The 14,954-nt window shown below is 37.1% G+C and carries 15 protein-coding genes; 9 read left to right on the plus strand and 6 right to left on the minus strand.

Annotated elements, in window-relative coordinates; translation table 11 throughout:
* Positions 1–4: 4 nt before the first annotated feature.
* The gene (locus tag VIG73_RS06390) at positions 5–400 is read left to right on the plus strand and encodes a thiol-disulfide oxidoreductase DCC family protein (RefSeq protein WP_331640134.1); all 396 of its coding nucleotides are present in this window, start codon (positions 5–7) and stop codon (positions 398–400) included.
* 77 nt (positions 401–477) lie between these two features.
* On the opposite strand, the gene VIG73_RS06395 is transcribed toward VIG73_RS06390, so the two are convergent.
* Entirely contained in the window at positions 478–2,466 is a 1,989-nt protein-coding gene (locus tag VIG73_RS06395; protein ID WP_331640136.1) for an acetoacetate--CoA ligase, read from the minus strand.
* A 267-nt stretch (positions 2,467–2,733) separates the two neighbouring features.
* Here VIG73_RS06395 and VIG73_RS06400 point away from each other — a divergent pair, with 267 nt between their 5' ends.
* Entirely contained in the window at positions 2,734–3,336 is a 603-nt protein-coding gene (locus VIG73_RS06400; RefSeq protein ID WP_331640138.1) for a DedA family protein, read from the plus strand.
* Here VIG73_RS06400 and VIG73_RS06405 read toward each other — a convergent pair.
* Positions 3,331–4,119 carry a phosphatidylserine decarboxylase gene (locus VIG73_RS06405; RefSeq protein ID WP_331640140.1) on the minus strand — a complete coding sequence of 263 codons (789 nt, stop codon included), beginning with the start codon at positions 4,117–4,119 and terminating at the stop codon, positions 3,331–3,333. The two genes, VIG73_RS06400 and VIG73_RS06405, sit on opposite strands and share 6 nt — an antisense overlap.
* A gap of 54 nt (positions 4,120–4,173) precedes the next feature.
* Between VIG73_RS06405 and pssA the strand changes: the two genes are divergently transcribed.
* Positions 4,174–4,707: a CDP-diacylglycerol--serine O-phosphatidyltransferase gene (gene pssA, locus VIG73_RS06410; RefSeq protein WP_331640142.1), complete on the plus strand. Its 534-nt coding sequence runs from the start codon at positions 4,174–4,176 to the stop codon at positions 4,705–4,707.
* A 59-nt stretch (positions 4,708–4,766) separates the two neighbouring features.
* Here the strand turns inward: pssA and VIG73_RS06415 are convergent, their stop codons facing one another.
* Complete coding sequence (locus tag VIG73_RS06415) at positions 4,767–5,222, minus strand: YueI family protein (RefSeq protein WP_414648379.1); 456 nt, start codon at positions 5,220–5,222, stop codon at positions 4,767–4,769.
* Between the two features lie 366 nt (positions 5,223–5,588).
* Entirely contained in the window at positions 5,589–7,628 is a 2,040-nt protein-coding gene (locus VIG73_RS06420; protein ID WP_331640146.1) for an LTA synthase family protein, read from the minus strand.
* A gap of 293 nt (positions 7,629–7,921) precedes the next feature.
* On the opposite strand from VIG73_RS06420, the gene VIG73_RS06425 reads away from it, so the two are divergent.
* The 3 genes from VIG73_RS06425 (at position 7,922) to VIG73_RS06435 (ending at position 11,131) form a co-directional block, all read left to right on the plus strand.
* Complete coding sequence (locus tag VIG73_RS06425; RefSeq protein ID WP_331640148.1) at positions 7,922–8,785, plus strand: YitT family protein; 864 nt, start codon at positions 7,922–7,924, stop codon at positions 8,783–8,785.
* A 199-nt stretch (positions 8,786–8,984) separates the two neighbouring features.
* On the plus strand, positions 8,985–10,931 hold the full coding sequence (locus VIG73_RS06430) for an aconitate hydratase (RefSeq protein ID WP_331640150.1): 1,947 nt from the start codon (positions 8,985–8,987) through the stop codon (positions 10,929–10,931).
* Positions 10,932–10,957: 26 nt separating this feature from the next.
* Positions 10,958–11,131, plus strand: a complete 174-nt coding sequence (locus tag VIG73_RS06435; RefSeq protein ID WP_331640152.1) for a hypothetical protein — start codon at positions 10,958–10,960, stop codon at positions 11,129–11,131.
* Between the two features lie 51 nt (positions 11,132–11,182).
* Here the strand turns inward: VIG73_RS06435 and VIG73_RS06440 are convergent, their stop codons facing one another.
* Entirely contained in the window at positions 11,183–11,800 is a 618-nt protein-coding gene (locus tag VIG73_RS06440) for a spore coat protein (RefSeq protein ID WP_331640154.1), read from the minus strand.
* 142 nt (positions 11,801–11,942) lie between these two features.
* Here VIG73_RS06440 and VIG73_RS06445 point away from each other — a divergent pair, with 142 nt between their 5' ends.
* The 3 genes from VIG73_RS06445 to VIG73_RS06455 are packed head-to-tail and all read left to right on the plus strand — an operon-like array spanning position 11,943 to position 14,496.
* A complete protein-coding gene (locus VIG73_RS06445; RefSeq protein WP_331640156.1) occupies positions 11,943–12,179 on the plus strand; it encodes a hypothetical protein in 237 nt (78 codons plus the stop codon).
* 3 nt (positions 12,180–12,182) lie between these two features.
* The gene (locus VIG73_RS06450; RefSeq protein WP_331640158.1) at positions 12,183–13,535 is read left to right on the plus strand and encodes a tripartite tricarboxylate transporter permease; all 1,353 of its coding nucleotides are present in this window, start codon (positions 12,183–12,185) and stop codon (positions 13,533–13,535) included.
* A 19-nt stretch (positions 13,536–13,554) separates the two neighbouring features.
* Entirely contained in the window at positions 13,555–14,496 is a 942-nt protein-coding gene (locus tag VIG73_RS06455; RefSeq protein WP_331640161.1) for an MBL fold metallo-hydrolase, read from the plus strand.
* A 35-nt stretch (positions 14,497–14,531) separates the two neighbouring features.
* Here the strand turns inward: VIG73_RS06455 and VIG73_RS06460 are convergent, their stop codons facing one another.
* A complete protein-coding gene (locus VIG73_RS06460; RefSeq protein WP_331640162.1) occupies positions 14,532–14,921 on the minus strand; it encodes a hypothetical protein in 390 nt (129 codons plus the stop codon).
* Positions 14,922–14,954 lie beyond the last annotated feature (33 nt).

The raw sequence follows: 14,954 nt of genomic DNA on the forward strand, positions 1-14,954 counted from the left end.
TTGAATGTCGCACATCATTTTATTTGATGGTGATTGTCATTTTTGTAATCAGAGTGTGCAATTTATTATAAAGCGTGATAAGAAAGGGCGATATAAATTTGCTTCCTTACAAAGTGAGGTCGGTCAGACATTATTAACAACATATGGTGTGCCTAAAGAAACCGATAGCCTTGTGTTAATAAAGAATAATCGTTATTACCTTGAATCATCTGCTGCCTTACATATTTGTAAGCATTTAACAGGATTGTGGAAAGTGTTGACGATATGTTTAATTGTCCCTCCTGCTATTCGGAATATCGTGTATCGTGTGATGGCTAAAAATCGCTATCGCTGGTTTGGCAAGCGGGAAAGTTGTCAATTACTTACGGAGGAGATGAGAGAACGATTTTTAGATTTGTGAAATCCAACTATAGTCTGAGTTGAACTTTCCAAAAAAACACCGGGAGCTCCTGATATGAACTCCGGTGTTTTTGTTATTTAAACATTTTGCTTCATATGTTTTTTAGCGAATTGTAAAAAGTACTCTAACATATCTGGGTTGCTTAATGATCCTTTATTGACCACTTTATGGATGTCATGTCCCATCAAAATCCGCTTGACTGGGATTTCCAATTTCTTCCCGTTTAAAGTTCTCGGTATGTCTGGTGCTTGGAATATACCTGTTGGGACATGTCTTGGAGAACATTGTGTTCGGATTTGATGATTAATTTTGTTTTTAATATCCTCTGTTAATTCATAGCCTTCTTTCATAATGACAAATAGTGGCACAAATGAATCCCCGCTATTAAGTGGAATATCTACGATTAAGCTATCTTCAACTTCTTTAACTAGATCAACCGCACGATAAATTTCACTCGTCCCGATTCTGATTCCACCGCGATTGATTGTTGCATCAGATCGTCCGTAAATGATGCAAGAACCATGTTCGGTAATTTTAATATAATCACCGTGACGCCAAATCCCTGGAAACATGTCAAAATAACTATCATGGAGTTTTGAGCCATCTATATCATTCCAGAAGAAAATCGGCATTGCAGGGAAAGGAGCGGTCATGACTAATTCGCCAATTTCATTCAGTTTCGGCTCGCCAGCCATATTGTAACTTTCAATTTTAGCACCTAAGCCGCGACATTGGAGTTCACCTGCATGAACAGGTAAAGTTGGCGCTCCTAAAATAAAGGCTGTGCATACGTCTGTACCACCACTAGCGGAAGCAATCCATAAGTCTTCTTTGACATGGTCATAACACCATTGATATGCTTCAGGTGGCAAAGGAGAACCTGTTGAACTAATATTTTTTAAATGACTTAAATCATATGTCCTGCCAGGAGATAGACCGGATTTCATACAAGTGGTGAGATAACTTGCACTTGTTCCAAATACGGTCATTTTTGTCTCTTCAGCAAAACGCCAAAGCATATCAGTATCTGGATAAGCGGGATTACCATCGTATAAAATAATTGAACTTCCTCCAAGTAAACCACCGACTAAGAAATTCCACATCATCCATCCTGTAGTCGTGAACCAAAAGAAGCGGTCACCTTCTGATAAATCAGTATGCAGGACCGTTGCCTTTAAATGTTCAAGCAACATACCACCTTGGCTATGAACGATAGGCTTTGGCATACCTGTTGTTCCAGATGAAAATAAAACCCAGAGAGGGTCATTAAATTCAACATATTCATATGTGAGAGAATCATGATTTATAGAGATGGCGTCATCCCATCGTATTGGATTTTTTAATGAGTCAAATGCTACTTCCTGATTAAGATACGGGATACCTATCGTTGCTTCAAGCATAGGTAATTCTTTTTGAATTTTTTCAATCACAGGTATTCGGTTGAAATTTTTGCCACCATAACGATAGCCGTCTATTGTAATCATCACTTTTGGTTCAATTTGCTTAAAGCGATCAATAACACTATGTGTACCAAAGTCCGGTGAAGCGCTCGACCAAATGGCTCCCAAACTAGCAACCGCTAGAAATGATACAACCGATTCGTAAATGTTTGGTACATATGAAACAACACGGTCACCTTTTTTAACACCAAGTTGTTTTAAAGTTTGTTGTAAAGCGTTCGTATCTTTGTATAGTTTTTTCCATGTTACATGTTTAGTGTCACGTAATTCAGATGCATGAATAACGGCGATATCCTCGGCGTTTCGATTTTTAAAAATATGTTCTGTATAATTTAATGTTGCTCCCGTAAACCATTTTGCACCAGGCATGTTGTGAGATGATAAAACAGATGTGTAAGGCGTTTTCGATTGAATGCCAAAGTACTCCCATATCGATTCCCAAAAATCTTCTAAATGTTCAACTGACCATGTCCATAAGGATTGATAGTTTTTAAACTGAAGCCCTTTTTTATCCTGTAACCAAGCTATATATTTGTTTAGGTTGGCTTCATCTTTCCATTTTTGCCCCGGCTTCCATAGTAATTTTCCTTCCTCAATGCGCTTCATATTATTCCCCCTTCATTAAAACCCCTTATTACTACCATTATATGAAAACGCTTACCTCGTGTAAAGGAGCACTTATTGGCTCGAGGCATAGAATAGTAGGACAAAACATCATAAGCAATACAAAATACATGAATCTTTTTCAATTTTGGTACGTAATAGTAAGCAAGGGAAGGAAAATAAAAAAATGCTGGAATATCATTTATAATCAACGTTTTTATAGTATAATAGGAACATTAATGTAATCATCTATGAAAGCAGGAAAGGCAAATGGGAGTATGGCATGATGTTATTGGTCAATTTGGGTATTTTGTGATTTTTGCATTTCTATCGCTCGGGTTAGTAGGTGTTCCAATTCCTATTCCTGATGAGGTATTATTGACTTATCTAGGTTATATTACATCATTAGGAGAGATGAGTTTTACACTCACATTTATCGCAGCTGTTTTAGGTTCTATTTGTGGGATTACGTTTAGCTATTTTTTAGGTGTGAAATTAGGCGAACCTTTTATTGAAAAATATGGTCATAAATTATTTATTAAAAAGCGAACTGTGAAGCGAACGAAGCGACTTTTTGATAAATATGGCTCACTTCTACTTATTTTCTCCTATTTCATACCCGGTATTCGTCATGTAGCAGCGTATATTAGTGGCATTACGCGTTATTCTCTGAAGCAATTTTTATTATTTGCAACAGCTGGGGCGATGATGTGGGTGATTGTTTTCTTATCTATTGGAAATCGACTAGGTACCAATTGGAACATCATCGCACACCTTTTTCGAAAGTACTCTTTAAGTATATTTGCCATTATTATATTAATTGTTATTATCTGTATTACTATTTATCGCTATCGCAAACAGAGTATGTCATAATGAATAATCTGCCCATTCACCAATAGGTTGACCAACACGAACGGTAGTGTTTGCTTTTAATAGAGGCTTGAACGATCGATTTGGTTCAACAAGAAGTAAGATGGTTGATCCAAATGAAAAATATCCGAGCTCTTCACCTTTGTTAAATTCAGAACCTGAGTGTGTCAGTTGAATGGAATTGATATTTAATGCACCAATTTTAATCATCGCTAATTTGCCAAATGTAGATGTAAGTTCCGAGATAACCCTATAATTTGTCGAAAAGGGCGATTGACCATAGCGTGTACCGAGTGTATTAACAGGGTATGATTTCTCACCTAAGGCATATCGCTTCGTGAGCTGTCCTGTAATTGGATAATGAAAACGGTGATAATCTCTTGGTGAAAGGTATAAAATGAGGAAAAACCCGTTTTCATAAGACTTTGCATTTTCTTTACTACCAAGCATCTCATCAAGAAAGTAGAGCTGATCTTTAATATAGAATGTTTGTTTTTCCGAAATTGGTCCCATATCACTTAACAACGCATCAGCTGGTGAAACTAAAGTGTGTACTGATTCATCAATTGTATGAACTTGCTCGTTAAGCCGTCTCGTAAAAAAGTCATGTAATGATTGATAATGGCCAATAGGGTATTCCGCTTCATCTAAGTTGATAGAATAGGTTTTCGCAAATGGTCGGATAAGCGGTTTACTTAGACGCGACTGGGCAAACGATTTTAAAAACAAAGAACTATAGCGGTTTCCAGTAAGCTCTACAACATATTTTAATAGAAATTTCATCATTATGAATCATCCTTTTTTGTTCGAAAATAATGATAGAAACGGGAGGTTGAAGCTATGTTTTTACTTAGACGTATTGATTATACTAAACTTAAGGCACAAAAAGCGAATGCTATTACATTAATGAATTTAAGTTTTGGGATTTTGTCTATTGTATTCGTTTTAAAAGGACTTATCCATATTAGTGTATTATTTATTTTTCTTGCTGCATTATTTGATCGGTTTGATGGTATTGTCGCTCGGAAATATAATATTGAATCGGACTTTGGAAAAGAACTTGATTCGTTGAGTGATTTAGTTTCCTTTGGCTTAGCGCCAGCATTGCTTGTTTATGAAACGAGCTTAAATAAAATGCCAACTGTTGGTATCACACTTGTTATTTTCTTCGTTTTATGTGGTGCTATTCGTCTAGCTAGATATAACGTAAAAGAATTCGACGGTGCTTTTTACGGTGTGCCGATTACCGCAGCGGGAACGATATTGTCATTTTTTGCCATATTTTCCAATCACTTACCAATCCTTTTCTTCGCTGTTATTACGGCCATCTTAATGGTTCTAATGGTCAGCAACATCCGTATTCAAAAAGTATAAAAAAGCGACCTGCTAATTATGTTTCCTTAAAAGAAACATGGGAAGCAGGGTCGCTTTTTTTACTTAAAAAGATTTTTTATGACTTTATCAAAGATTGAGTGCTTCTTAGTACTCTTTGCTTGCTTAGTCACTTCAGATTTATCTTTAATAAAAATCTCTTCTTTGTCAATCGCAAAATCATATGCTAAAACAGCACCGATATGTGTCTCAACTTCGCCATTCGTAATCACTGTATATGGAATGTTATATTTTTCAGCTAGTTGTTTCTCTTCAGTTAGAAATTTATTCGCTACGGCTCCATTAAATATCAGCTTTGCATCTGGATGTCGTAACATTTCTTCCTCCAAAGCTTTTAATCCTTTATCCGACATCACTTGACCAATTGTTAAAGCAAGTACAATTCGTTCACGTAATGTACCTAAATATTTATTACGCTCATCTTGTTTTGGAAGCCGTATACCGTATATGCCATCTGTTAAATAATTATTGACGTCCTTTTTAACCAATGTACTCACTCCGTTAGATGGTATTTATTGTCACCTCTATTGTACTAATTTAGGACTAAAGTTGCAAAGTGAATCAAAGTTTATAGGAAAAGCGACTATTTTCTTCATTTGAATCACTTGTCTAAGATTAATTTGTAGAGTGAGGTGCCCAATGCAGCCTCTCGTGAGGAAAGCTCAAGGCGAAGTAACGTATTGAGTGTTCAATGCAGCCTCTCATGAGAAAAACCCAAGTCGAGACACCACATTGAACGCTCAAGCCACAGGAATGTATTAAGAAAAGAATGTATATAAAAATAAAAAAGCAAGCGGGGAAAACTGATAAGCTTTCTCCGCTTGCTTCATGTAGAGAGCTGTTTAGACAGCCCTTATAACGTATTATTCATCAACTTTAGGTTCATGAATAACATCTGTATTCTCAGATTCTTGTTCTTGTTGATCCTCTTCATTTGAACCTGGTGTTTTAAATTCTCTTGAATCCTCATCTTCATCATATCCATAACGATAGATAGATGGATCAATAGGTTCCCAATCTTCTGTCGGCGTATAGAATCTTAACAAATCACCATAAACAAGCTTATCGGATAAACGAAGCTCTTCTTCAATAAGCCGCTTCATTTCTTCCATTTCTTCGGTCGCTTCTTCAATTACCTCACCCGTTTCATTATCATAATACGAACCAGATACATAGGTATAATCTGGTGTTATGAAATCGCCTCGACGGAAAGGAACGAACTGTTTATGATCTTTAGAGAACATGTCTGTACCAAATTGGATATAATCGTCAGCACGAATACCTAATAAGTGTAAGAGTGTCGGCATGACATCCATTTGTCCTGAATAACGATGGTTTGTTCCTTGACTTTCAACACCAGGAATTCTGATGAGGAAAGGAACACGTTGTAAATTCGCACTTTCAAATGGTGTGATTTCTTTCTCCAGTAATTCACTCATTGCTCGGTTATGGTTCTCAGAAATACCATAATGATCCCCATATAAGAAAATCACAGAGTCTTCATAGAGACCAGCTTCTTTTAAATCGTTAAAAAATTGTTCGAGTGACTCGTCTAAGTAGCGCGCTGTTTGGAAATAACGGTCTACTGAACTGTCGCCCGTTTCGGCTGGTAGAATCGATGCTTCTTCCTCATCAATTAAATATGGATGATGATGTGTCAGTGTGACGAGATGCGCGTAGAATGGTTTATCAGATTCATCTAACTTTTGCAACATCGGTATAGACTCTTCGAAAAATGGTTTATCTTTAAGTCCATAGTTAATGACATTGTCATCATTCATATCATAATAGCTCGCATCAAAATAGTAATCAATACCAAATTGTTTATAAACTTCATCTCGGTTCCAAAACGATTTATAATCTCCATGGAGGACAGCTGATGTGTAGTCCTGTCTTTGATTTAAAATCGCAGGCAATGCTTGGTACGTATTGTTTCCTTTCGTTACAAATGCGGCCCCTTGTGGTAACCCATATAGGGAGTTATCTAGAATGAATTCTGCATCTGCGGTCTTACCTTGCTCTGTTTGATGGAAGAAGTTATCGAAATACGTAAAGCCTTCTTCCTTATTATGAACAAGTGAGTTCAGGAACGGCGTTACTTCTTCACCATGTAATTCATAATCAATTAAGAATGATTGAAAAGATTCTAAATGAATCTTAATAATATTCTTCCCTTTCGCAACACCAAAAAGCTCTTTATTTGGTTCAGCGAATTTATCTTTCGTATAATCAGCAATCTCAACGATATCATTACTGTCTGCAAGGACACGTTGTGATGATGATTTAATATTCTGGATTGCATCATAAATGGCGAAGTTATAAGCACCTAAATATTTAACGATATAGTTTCGGTCAAACGTTCTTTTCAGTAGCTGTGGTCTGTCTGCTTCTGCCATACTAAGATTCACAGAAAAAGCAATCGCACCCGCCATTAACACCAATACTGGCTTTCGTAATTGAAGACGTTCACCTGACCAATGATGTTTTGTCTTAATAAATAAGATAACTAACAGAATTAAATCGATTGAGTAAAAGATATCGTACCACTCTATTAAGCTAATAATACTTCCACCAATACTTCCGAAGTTACTTGTTTGGGTTAATGTTGGTAACGTGATATAGTCGTTGTTGAATCGATAAAATACGACGTTCGCATAGAGAAATAAACTCATGAGAAAATCGATAACGATAATCCATATCCCAGCCTTTTTTCCACGTGCAAATAATGCAATACCGAGGAAAATTAACACAGAACTGATAGGGTTTATGAATAAAAGAAACGACTGGATCCCATTATTTATGTCTAAATTAAACTCGATAACATAAATGATATACGACTTCAGCCAAAGCAAAGTTGCAGCTACAAAGAAGAATCCCATCTTTGTTTGTAATACTTTCTTCACTTTGTGTCACCTCAATTTTTTTCTAACAAACTATTGAATACAGTATCAACTTTTAATTTTACGATATTCATGAACTAGATGCAAGGGAACGGTGGATAATATCATATGGTTGATGTGGTAAATGTTGCTAGTTCTAACAAGTCTTATGTTAAAATATAGCTTGGATTTTTGTAAACATGCATATAAAATAAAATTTGTAATGTTTACGATAAAGTCAGCTGTGTGGATTATATTAAAATACCATAAAAAAACCATTAACACAAATATTACTTAAAAAGAGAGGAAAACCAACCATGTCAAGACATCATAACCAATCAATATACCGCGATTATTTTTTTATATTTATCGGAGCAACTTTAGTCGGTTTATCATACAATATTTTCTTACTGCCAGCGAAATTAGCCGCAGGTGGTTTATCAGGAGTTAGCACCATTCTTTATGAGTTATTTCGGCTAAGTCCAGCCTTTACACAATTCATTATGAACATCCCAATTTTTATTATTGGCTGGATGGTTTTAGGAAGAGACTTTTCTAAAAAAACATTAGTAGGGACATTTTGGGTACCATTTGTCATTTGGTTATCCCAGGATTTGCCATTTCATGTAACAAATCCCTTATTAGGAGCATTGTATGGGGGAATTGTACTAGGTTTAGGTTTGGGATTGGTCTATAAAGGGAATGGATCAACAGGTGGTACAGCAGCAATCGCTCAAATCGTAAAAAAATTTACAGGCATTTCAAGTGGTTATTCTCAATTTATCGTTGATGGATTAGTTGTCATCGCATCGTTAGTCGTTTTTAATTTGGAACTTACATTATTTGCATTAATGGCTATATATATTACAGGAAAGGCGATTGATGTCGTACAAATTGACACATCACGAACAAAGCTTATTCTAATTATTACCGAACATGAAGATAAAATTCAGGCACTTATTAAAGAAGAAATCGATCGAGGATTAACGAAGGTTCGTTCAATTGGCGGTCATACACAGATGGAAAAAACGATGATTCTCTGTGTAGCTGAACAACAGGAGGCTGTCCATTTAAAGAAACGATTACAAGAAGATGACTCATCCTTCGTTATTTTCCTCAACGCATCAGAAATATTGGGTAGAGGATTTACATTGGACAAATATGATGGGCAAAAATTGTAAAATTTCTTCCTGACTTTCGTCTTTCCTTGTTTCATCTATAGTCAGTAAATGTTATGAATGCAAAAAGTATTTTACAAATATGATAGGAATACTTTAGGGCATTGATTCATTGGCATAACAAATAATTTGCCGGCGTTATCATATACTAACTACAAGGCGATTCGGCTACTTAGTAAGGATGAAATAAGGAGGAGATTTCATGGGATTAAATGTTACCCAAAAACTCATTAAAAGCCATCTCGTATCTGGAGAGATGGTTCCGGGCGAAGAAATTGGTCTGAAAATTGACCAAACGCTCACGCAAGATGCGACAGGTACTCTCGTGATGCTTGAACTTGAAGCAATGGGGCTTAAGCGTGCGAAAACAGAAGTATCGGCCCAGTATGTGGATCATAATCTTATTCAGGAAGATAGTAAGAATCCAGATGATCACTTGTTTTTATATAGTGCAACACGCCGTTTCGGGCTATATCACAGCCGTCCTGGGAATGGCGTTAGTCATCCTGTCCATATGCAATATTTAGCTAAACCAGGAAAAACATTACTTGGATCTGATAGTCATACATGTGCTAATGGATGTATGGGAATGTTAGCGATGGGAGCTGGTGGTCTAGATGTTGCGCTGGCCATTGCAGGTGAGCCGTTTTATGTCAAGATGCCTCAAGTGTGGGGGATTAAATTAACAGGAGAACTTCCAGATTGGGTAAGTGCTAAAGATGTTATTCTAGAATTGTTACGACGCCACGATGTGAAAGGTGGAGTCGGTAAAGTGATTGAATATTATGGTCCAGGACTCGATAAACTAAGTGCAATGGATCGCCATGTTATCGCTAATATGGGAGCTGAATTAGGAGCCACAGGAACAGTCTTTCCATCCGATCAAGAAATAAAGCGATTTTTAACAGCGCAAGGAAGAAAAGCTGATTGGATAGAGCTTGTAGCAGATGATGAGGCAACCTATGATATTAATGAAGAAATTAATTTATCAGAACTTGAGCCTTTAATTGCTAAGCCATCAAGTCCAGGAAACGTTGTCCCGGTAAGTGAAGTCTCTGGCACTCCAATCTACCAGTCATATATCGGATCATCTGCCAATCCAGGCTTTCGTGATTTTGCCATTGCTGCTGAAATGGTTAAAGATAAAAAGATAGCGGATGGTGTTTCGTTTGATATTAACCCGACATCAAGACAAATGTTAACAGATCTTGTAAAAGAAAGTCATATCTCAAGTCTTCTACAAGCAGGAGCCCGTATGCATCAAGCTGGTTGTAATGGTTGTATTGGCATGGGCCAAGCGCCTGCCACTGGTAAAAACAGCTTACGTACAACACCTCGTAATTTCCCTGGACGTTCTGGGACTAAAGAAGATAGTGTTTATTTATGTAGCCCGGAAACAGCTGCTGCTTCTGCATTAACCGGAAAAATTACTGACCCGCGAACCTTAAATATTCCATACCCAAAAGTTAAAGAACTTAAAAAACCGACCGTCGATCAAACAATCCTTGACGCTCCTTTACCGGATGAAGAAGCACAAAAAGTTAAGCTAGAAAAAGGCCCTAATATCGCATCTATTCCTACGATGGATGCTTTACCTGATGAATTAGAAGTACCGGTCTTACTTAAAATGGGTGACAACATATCAACGGATGAAATCCTGGCAGGTGGGGCACGTGTACTTCCTTATCGAAGTAATCTGCCAGAAATAAGTAAATTTACCTTTGAAATCATTGATGACACGTATTATTCACGGGCAAAAAAGACTGTTCAAGAAGGAGGCCATGCCATTGTTGCTGGTTATAACTATGGACAGGGATCAAGTCGTGAACATGCAGCATTAGCCCCACGTTATTTAGGATTAAAAATCGCTCTCGTTAAGGACTTTGCGCGTATTCATTGGCAAAACCTTGTTAACTTTGGGGTATTACCGCTCACTTTTGTCAATGTTGATGACTATGAGAAACTCGAGAATGGAGATGTATTAGTCGTTTCTAATTTACGTGAAAAAGTTAAAGCAGATCAACCATTTCTACTCAAAGTTAAAGATAAAGAAAAACATATAGAAGTGACTCACGCATTATCAAAACGCCAAATCGATGTGATGCTTCAAGGTGGAATGATTAATTGGGTTAAAAATAGGCAATCATAAACATGGAAATTTGGAGGTGTTATCGTATGACGAACGATGCAACTTGTAAAGCGTGTCACGGTTCAGGTATGCAACGAGATGATGAGGGATGGCAATATACGTGTAGCGTCTGTCATGGAGAAGGAGTCGTCAATGAATTAAGCACTGCTCGGAATGTTAAAATTATGTCAACCGATGAAAACAATCGTTTGCTTGATTAAGAAAAATCCGCTCCTTAGTTGAGGAGCGGATTTTTGTGTGGCCATCATATATTAATGCATCGTCGTGCCACCTTGTATTGGTGCGAAGGCGTTGATGTACTGATTCATATCCTCCTGTTTTAGCTGAGGCACTTGGTAATAATGTTTACGATTTTGGTATAAAAAGACTTCATACGCCATTTCGATTAAATTTGGTACACTATCAGCAAACACCCTGCGTAAGACAGGATTTGTCGCTTCAAGGGCTGTCATCGTAAAACTAGATGCACTCGACTTTAAAGCAGCCATCATAAAACCGGAAATACATTGATCGTTAATTTCTTGAACAGATTGAGCAGGTGATTTTGGTTGTGATGGTTGCATCCCGAATAGTACGTCATTACTTTCAGTCATTTCATATACTTGTGTTTTAACAGTCGGATCTTGTCCCGTTTTTAATGTATCGACAATCGTATTGTATAATTGACTTAAAAACGACCGATGTCTTTGAAGCATTGACTTGAGTTCGGGATCTTGAATATGTTGTTCATACAACATATACTGTTCCATTCCGCCAACTAATCCAGAAATTGCCTCATGGGCATCAAAGAGCTCATGACCACCGTGATTCATTTGTGGGGGAACTTGTTCCGAACGCTGAAATTGTTGTCCTTGATTTTGCTGTTGCATAATTTACAATTCCTCCTTTATTATTATCGTTTTTATTGTGAACGATTTATTATAAAATATTCTATATCTATTTCTCTTAACATAAAAAAAGGTGTATGATAATAATTTCACGAATATGTTTGAAAGGTGTGGAGGTAAAGAAATGGAATCAAATGATAAAAAGTATATTGAAGTTTGGGAAGACGTTGTTCATATGAAAGACTTAGTGCTTAGTTTAATCATCTGTAGCGTAACGACGATGGGTGGATATCTTTTCGCACCTAATGATGCAACGAAACCACTCGTTTTTGGGTTGATTGGTACAGTCATTGGCTTTATTATTTGTAGCATCATTTTTAAACCAAAACGTACTTTTGAATATATTGAAGAGGAGGAGTAAGTTTTGGACGTATCACTTATTGTACAAATGATTATCGCAGCAGTTATTGGTGCAACATTATATACGATAATTGGAATTGCGCCAGGTACAGATGAAACAGCTGTCCTTGCTCCAGTTACCCTTGTGCTCGTATTAATGGGCATACAACCAATCGTTATTTTATCTTTTTTTATATCAGCCATTGTCGCAAAAAAATTAACAGACTCCATTCCAGTCGCTATTGCGGGCATTCCAGGTGGTGTGATGGCAGCGCCGATGGTGGAACATGCGATGGTATTGAAAAAGCATGGATTACCAGATGTGAGTATTCGCAAAATGGCTTCTGGTTCTGTGATTGGAACACTTGTGGCTGTGCCGTTGAGTTTATTACTGGCGAGCCTATTGGCTCCATTTGGCGGTAATATTGCTCAATATGCGGGCCCAATCTTTTTCGGCGGAGCTGTCTTTTTAGCTTTAATGTCTAAAAACCGTTGGCTAGCTTTAGTATCCATCGTTCCTTTTGCTATCCTCATTCAAGGGTTACGCCATTTATATTGGGGAATAGGTATCATTCCGGAAGATAAAACAGTCTTTACATCATTTTTCTTAGGCATTACGATTGGACCTATTATTTTAACGTTATTTGAGTTATTAAATAAGGATATTCGTCAAAAAAAACCACGCTACGGTAAAAAGGAAATTAAAGTTATTAAGCAGAAACCGACGAAAGGGTTTCCGAACCCGTTTAAAATACTTGACCGAAGTGAAGTACGAACAACATCATTTGCTTCATTTTTAGGTGTGATGACTTTCTTTATGAGCCCAGTTGGTATTACAATCTTTTTAGGGGAGACATTAACGAAATATATTAAAAATCCAGTAAAGCGTGCCTCACGTGCTATTGCGAGTATGGACGGACTAACAAATGCAACATATATTTCTGGAACATTGATTCCATTAATTGCCATCGGTTTACCGTTATCACCGACAGCTATTGGACCAGCGATTGCTTTATTTAATGCACCCCCTGTGTTAACAGAAGACCATAATTTACATCATTTACTAACAATGACTGATTTTGTCGTGGCAACCATCATTGGTTCAGTTATTGCTATCGGACTCACTTATTATGTAACTGTAAAATATTCACAGCAAATTTGTGCATTTGTGTTTAAATATGTTCCACATGAAGCGCTATTAGGTGTGTTTTTTGCACTCGTTCTTATGTTAGCTTATCGTGATGCTGGTTTAATAAACATTGCAGGTGTCTTTTTAATCGGTATTGTAGCGGGTACTTTACATCGTTGGGGTGTTAATTATGGTGTTCAGTTTATGGTTCTATATGCGGCGCCGTGGCTATTAGGATTATTCTCATAATGGGAAGGAGATAACAACATTGCAACAACCGCTTCTTATTGATCAAGATCTTTACTTAATTGATGGATTTGATATGAACATACGAAAGAGGACAAGCATCTATGTCCTTGCTAAAGAAAAACTCACATTAATTGGAATAGGACCGAGTCCCTCGGTTCCCTATGTTCAACGTGGATTACAAAAGCTTGGATTTCGCATGGATGACGTGAGATACATTATTCTAACCCATGCTCATTTAGACCATGCAGGAGGCATTGGGCTATTTATGCAATCTTGCCCAAACGCTAAAATTATCTGTCATCCAGATGCGGTCCAGTATTTATTACAACCGAGAAAAGTTGCTGCTGTGACACGTGCGATGTATGGTGATAATTTTACCGATTTCTTTGATCCGATTCGTAAGGTTTATGAAGAAGATATCGTCATAAAGCAAGGTGGAGATGAGTTAAACATTGGTTTAAAATGTACACTACAATTTATTGATACACCTGGACATATGCCACATCATTTTGTCGTCTATGATAAGCAGACAGAACGTTTGTTTTCTGGAAATAGCACAGGGATACGATATGAACAATTGGCTCAAGTTGGGGTGGACTTTGTTCTGCCATTTACACCACCAAATCAATTTGACCCCGGAGCGATGAAGAAATCATTAGAAAAACTAAAGCAATTACCAATTAAGCAATTATGCTATGGTCATTTTGGTGTCACAAATGAACCAGCAAAAGCACTCAATCAAGTGAGTAACTGGCTAGACCTCTTTATCGATACGGGGGAACAAGCCTTTGTTAGAGGGGCTACATATGATGATTTAATGAAACAATTACAACAGAAAGTGACACAATACCTCCTGAAGCAAGGTATTATGGCCAATGATGATGTATATTTATTAATCAATTTAGATTTATACTTAAGTTCTCTTGGTCTTATCGATTATTTTCAAAAAATAGAACAGTAAAAAAAGCGGTCTTTACCATGAAGACCGCTTTTTGATTACTCTTCTTCAGTTTTCATAAACGTTAAAATGGCAAATATAACAAAACTAATCAAGAGAATCGTGCCACCAACGATAAAGAAGATCGTCACTAAGGTTTGATTTAATGAGAACGGGTTGACATAATAAAGCCACATACCAATTGTCAGACCGAGCGATCCAATAATCGCTGTCCAAACGTGAGCAGCAGCTAATTTTTTATTCTGTGGTGTAAAAATTTTATAATATACCGCCCAAGCAAAAAGCGATAACCAGCCGACAACGAGGACGTGAGCATGAACAGACTTAAATAGATAGCTTCCGGAACCCGCCATATGTGATCCTAAAATAGCACCGACTAATGCGAATAGTGCTGAAAAACGAAGCAATACTTTACTATACGATGTCATAATGTCATCTCCTTACAAATTCACTTTATATAG

The sequence above is a fragment of the Cerasibacillus sp. genome (assembly GCF_036516575.1).
Taxonomy (GTDB): domain Bacteria; phylum Bacillota; class Bacilli; order Bacillales; family Amphibacillaceae; genus Cerasibacillus.

What these genes read in the sequence shown, in the direction of transcription:
- VIG73_RS06390 (WP_331640134.1), top strand. Translation starts at nt 5, where the DNA reads ATGTCGCACATCATTTTATTTGATGGTGATTGTCATTTTTGTAATCAG.
- VIG73_RS06395 (WP_331640136.1), bottom strand. Translation starts at nt 2,466, where the DNA reads ATGAAGCGCATTGAGGAAGGAAAATTACTATGGAAGCCGGGGCAAAAA.
- VIG73_RS06400 (WP_331640138.1), top strand. Translation starts at nt 2,734, where the DNA reads ATGGGAGTATGGCATGATGTTATTGGTCAATTTGGGTATTTTGTGATT.
- VIG73_RS06405 (WP_331640140.1), bottom strand. Translation starts at nt 4,119, where the DNA reads ATGATGAAATTTCTATTAAAATATGTTGTAGAGCTTACTGGAAACCGC.
- pssA (WP_331640142.1), top strand. Translation starts at nt 4,174, where the DNA reads ATGTTTTTACTTAGACGTATTGATTATACTAAACTTAAGGCACAAAAA.
- VIG73_RS06425 (WP_331640148.1), top strand. Translation starts at nt 7,922, where the DNA reads ATGTCAAGACATCATAACCAATCAATATACCGCGATTATTTTTTTATA.
- VIG73_RS06430 (WP_331640150.1), top strand. Translation starts at nt 8,985, where the DNA reads ATGGGATTAAATGTTACCCAAAAACTCATTAAAAGCCATCTCGTATCT.
- VIG73_RS06435 (WP_331640152.1), top strand. Translation starts at nt 10,958, where the DNA reads ATGACGAACGATGCAACTTGTAAAGCGTGTCACGGTTCAGGTATGCAA.
- VIG73_RS06440 (WP_331640154.1), bottom strand. Translation starts at nt 11,800, where the DNA reads ATGCAACAGCAAAATCAAGGACAACAATTTCAGCGTTCGGAACAAGTT.
- VIG73_RS06445 (WP_331640156.1), top strand. Translation starts at nt 11,943, where the DNA reads ATGGAATCAAATGATAAAAAGTATATTGAAGTTTGGGAAGACGTTGTT.
- VIG73_RS06460 (WP_331640162.1), bottom strand. Translation starts at nt 14,921, where the DNA reads ATGACATCGTATAGTAAAGTATTGCTTCGTTTTTCAGCACTATTCGCA.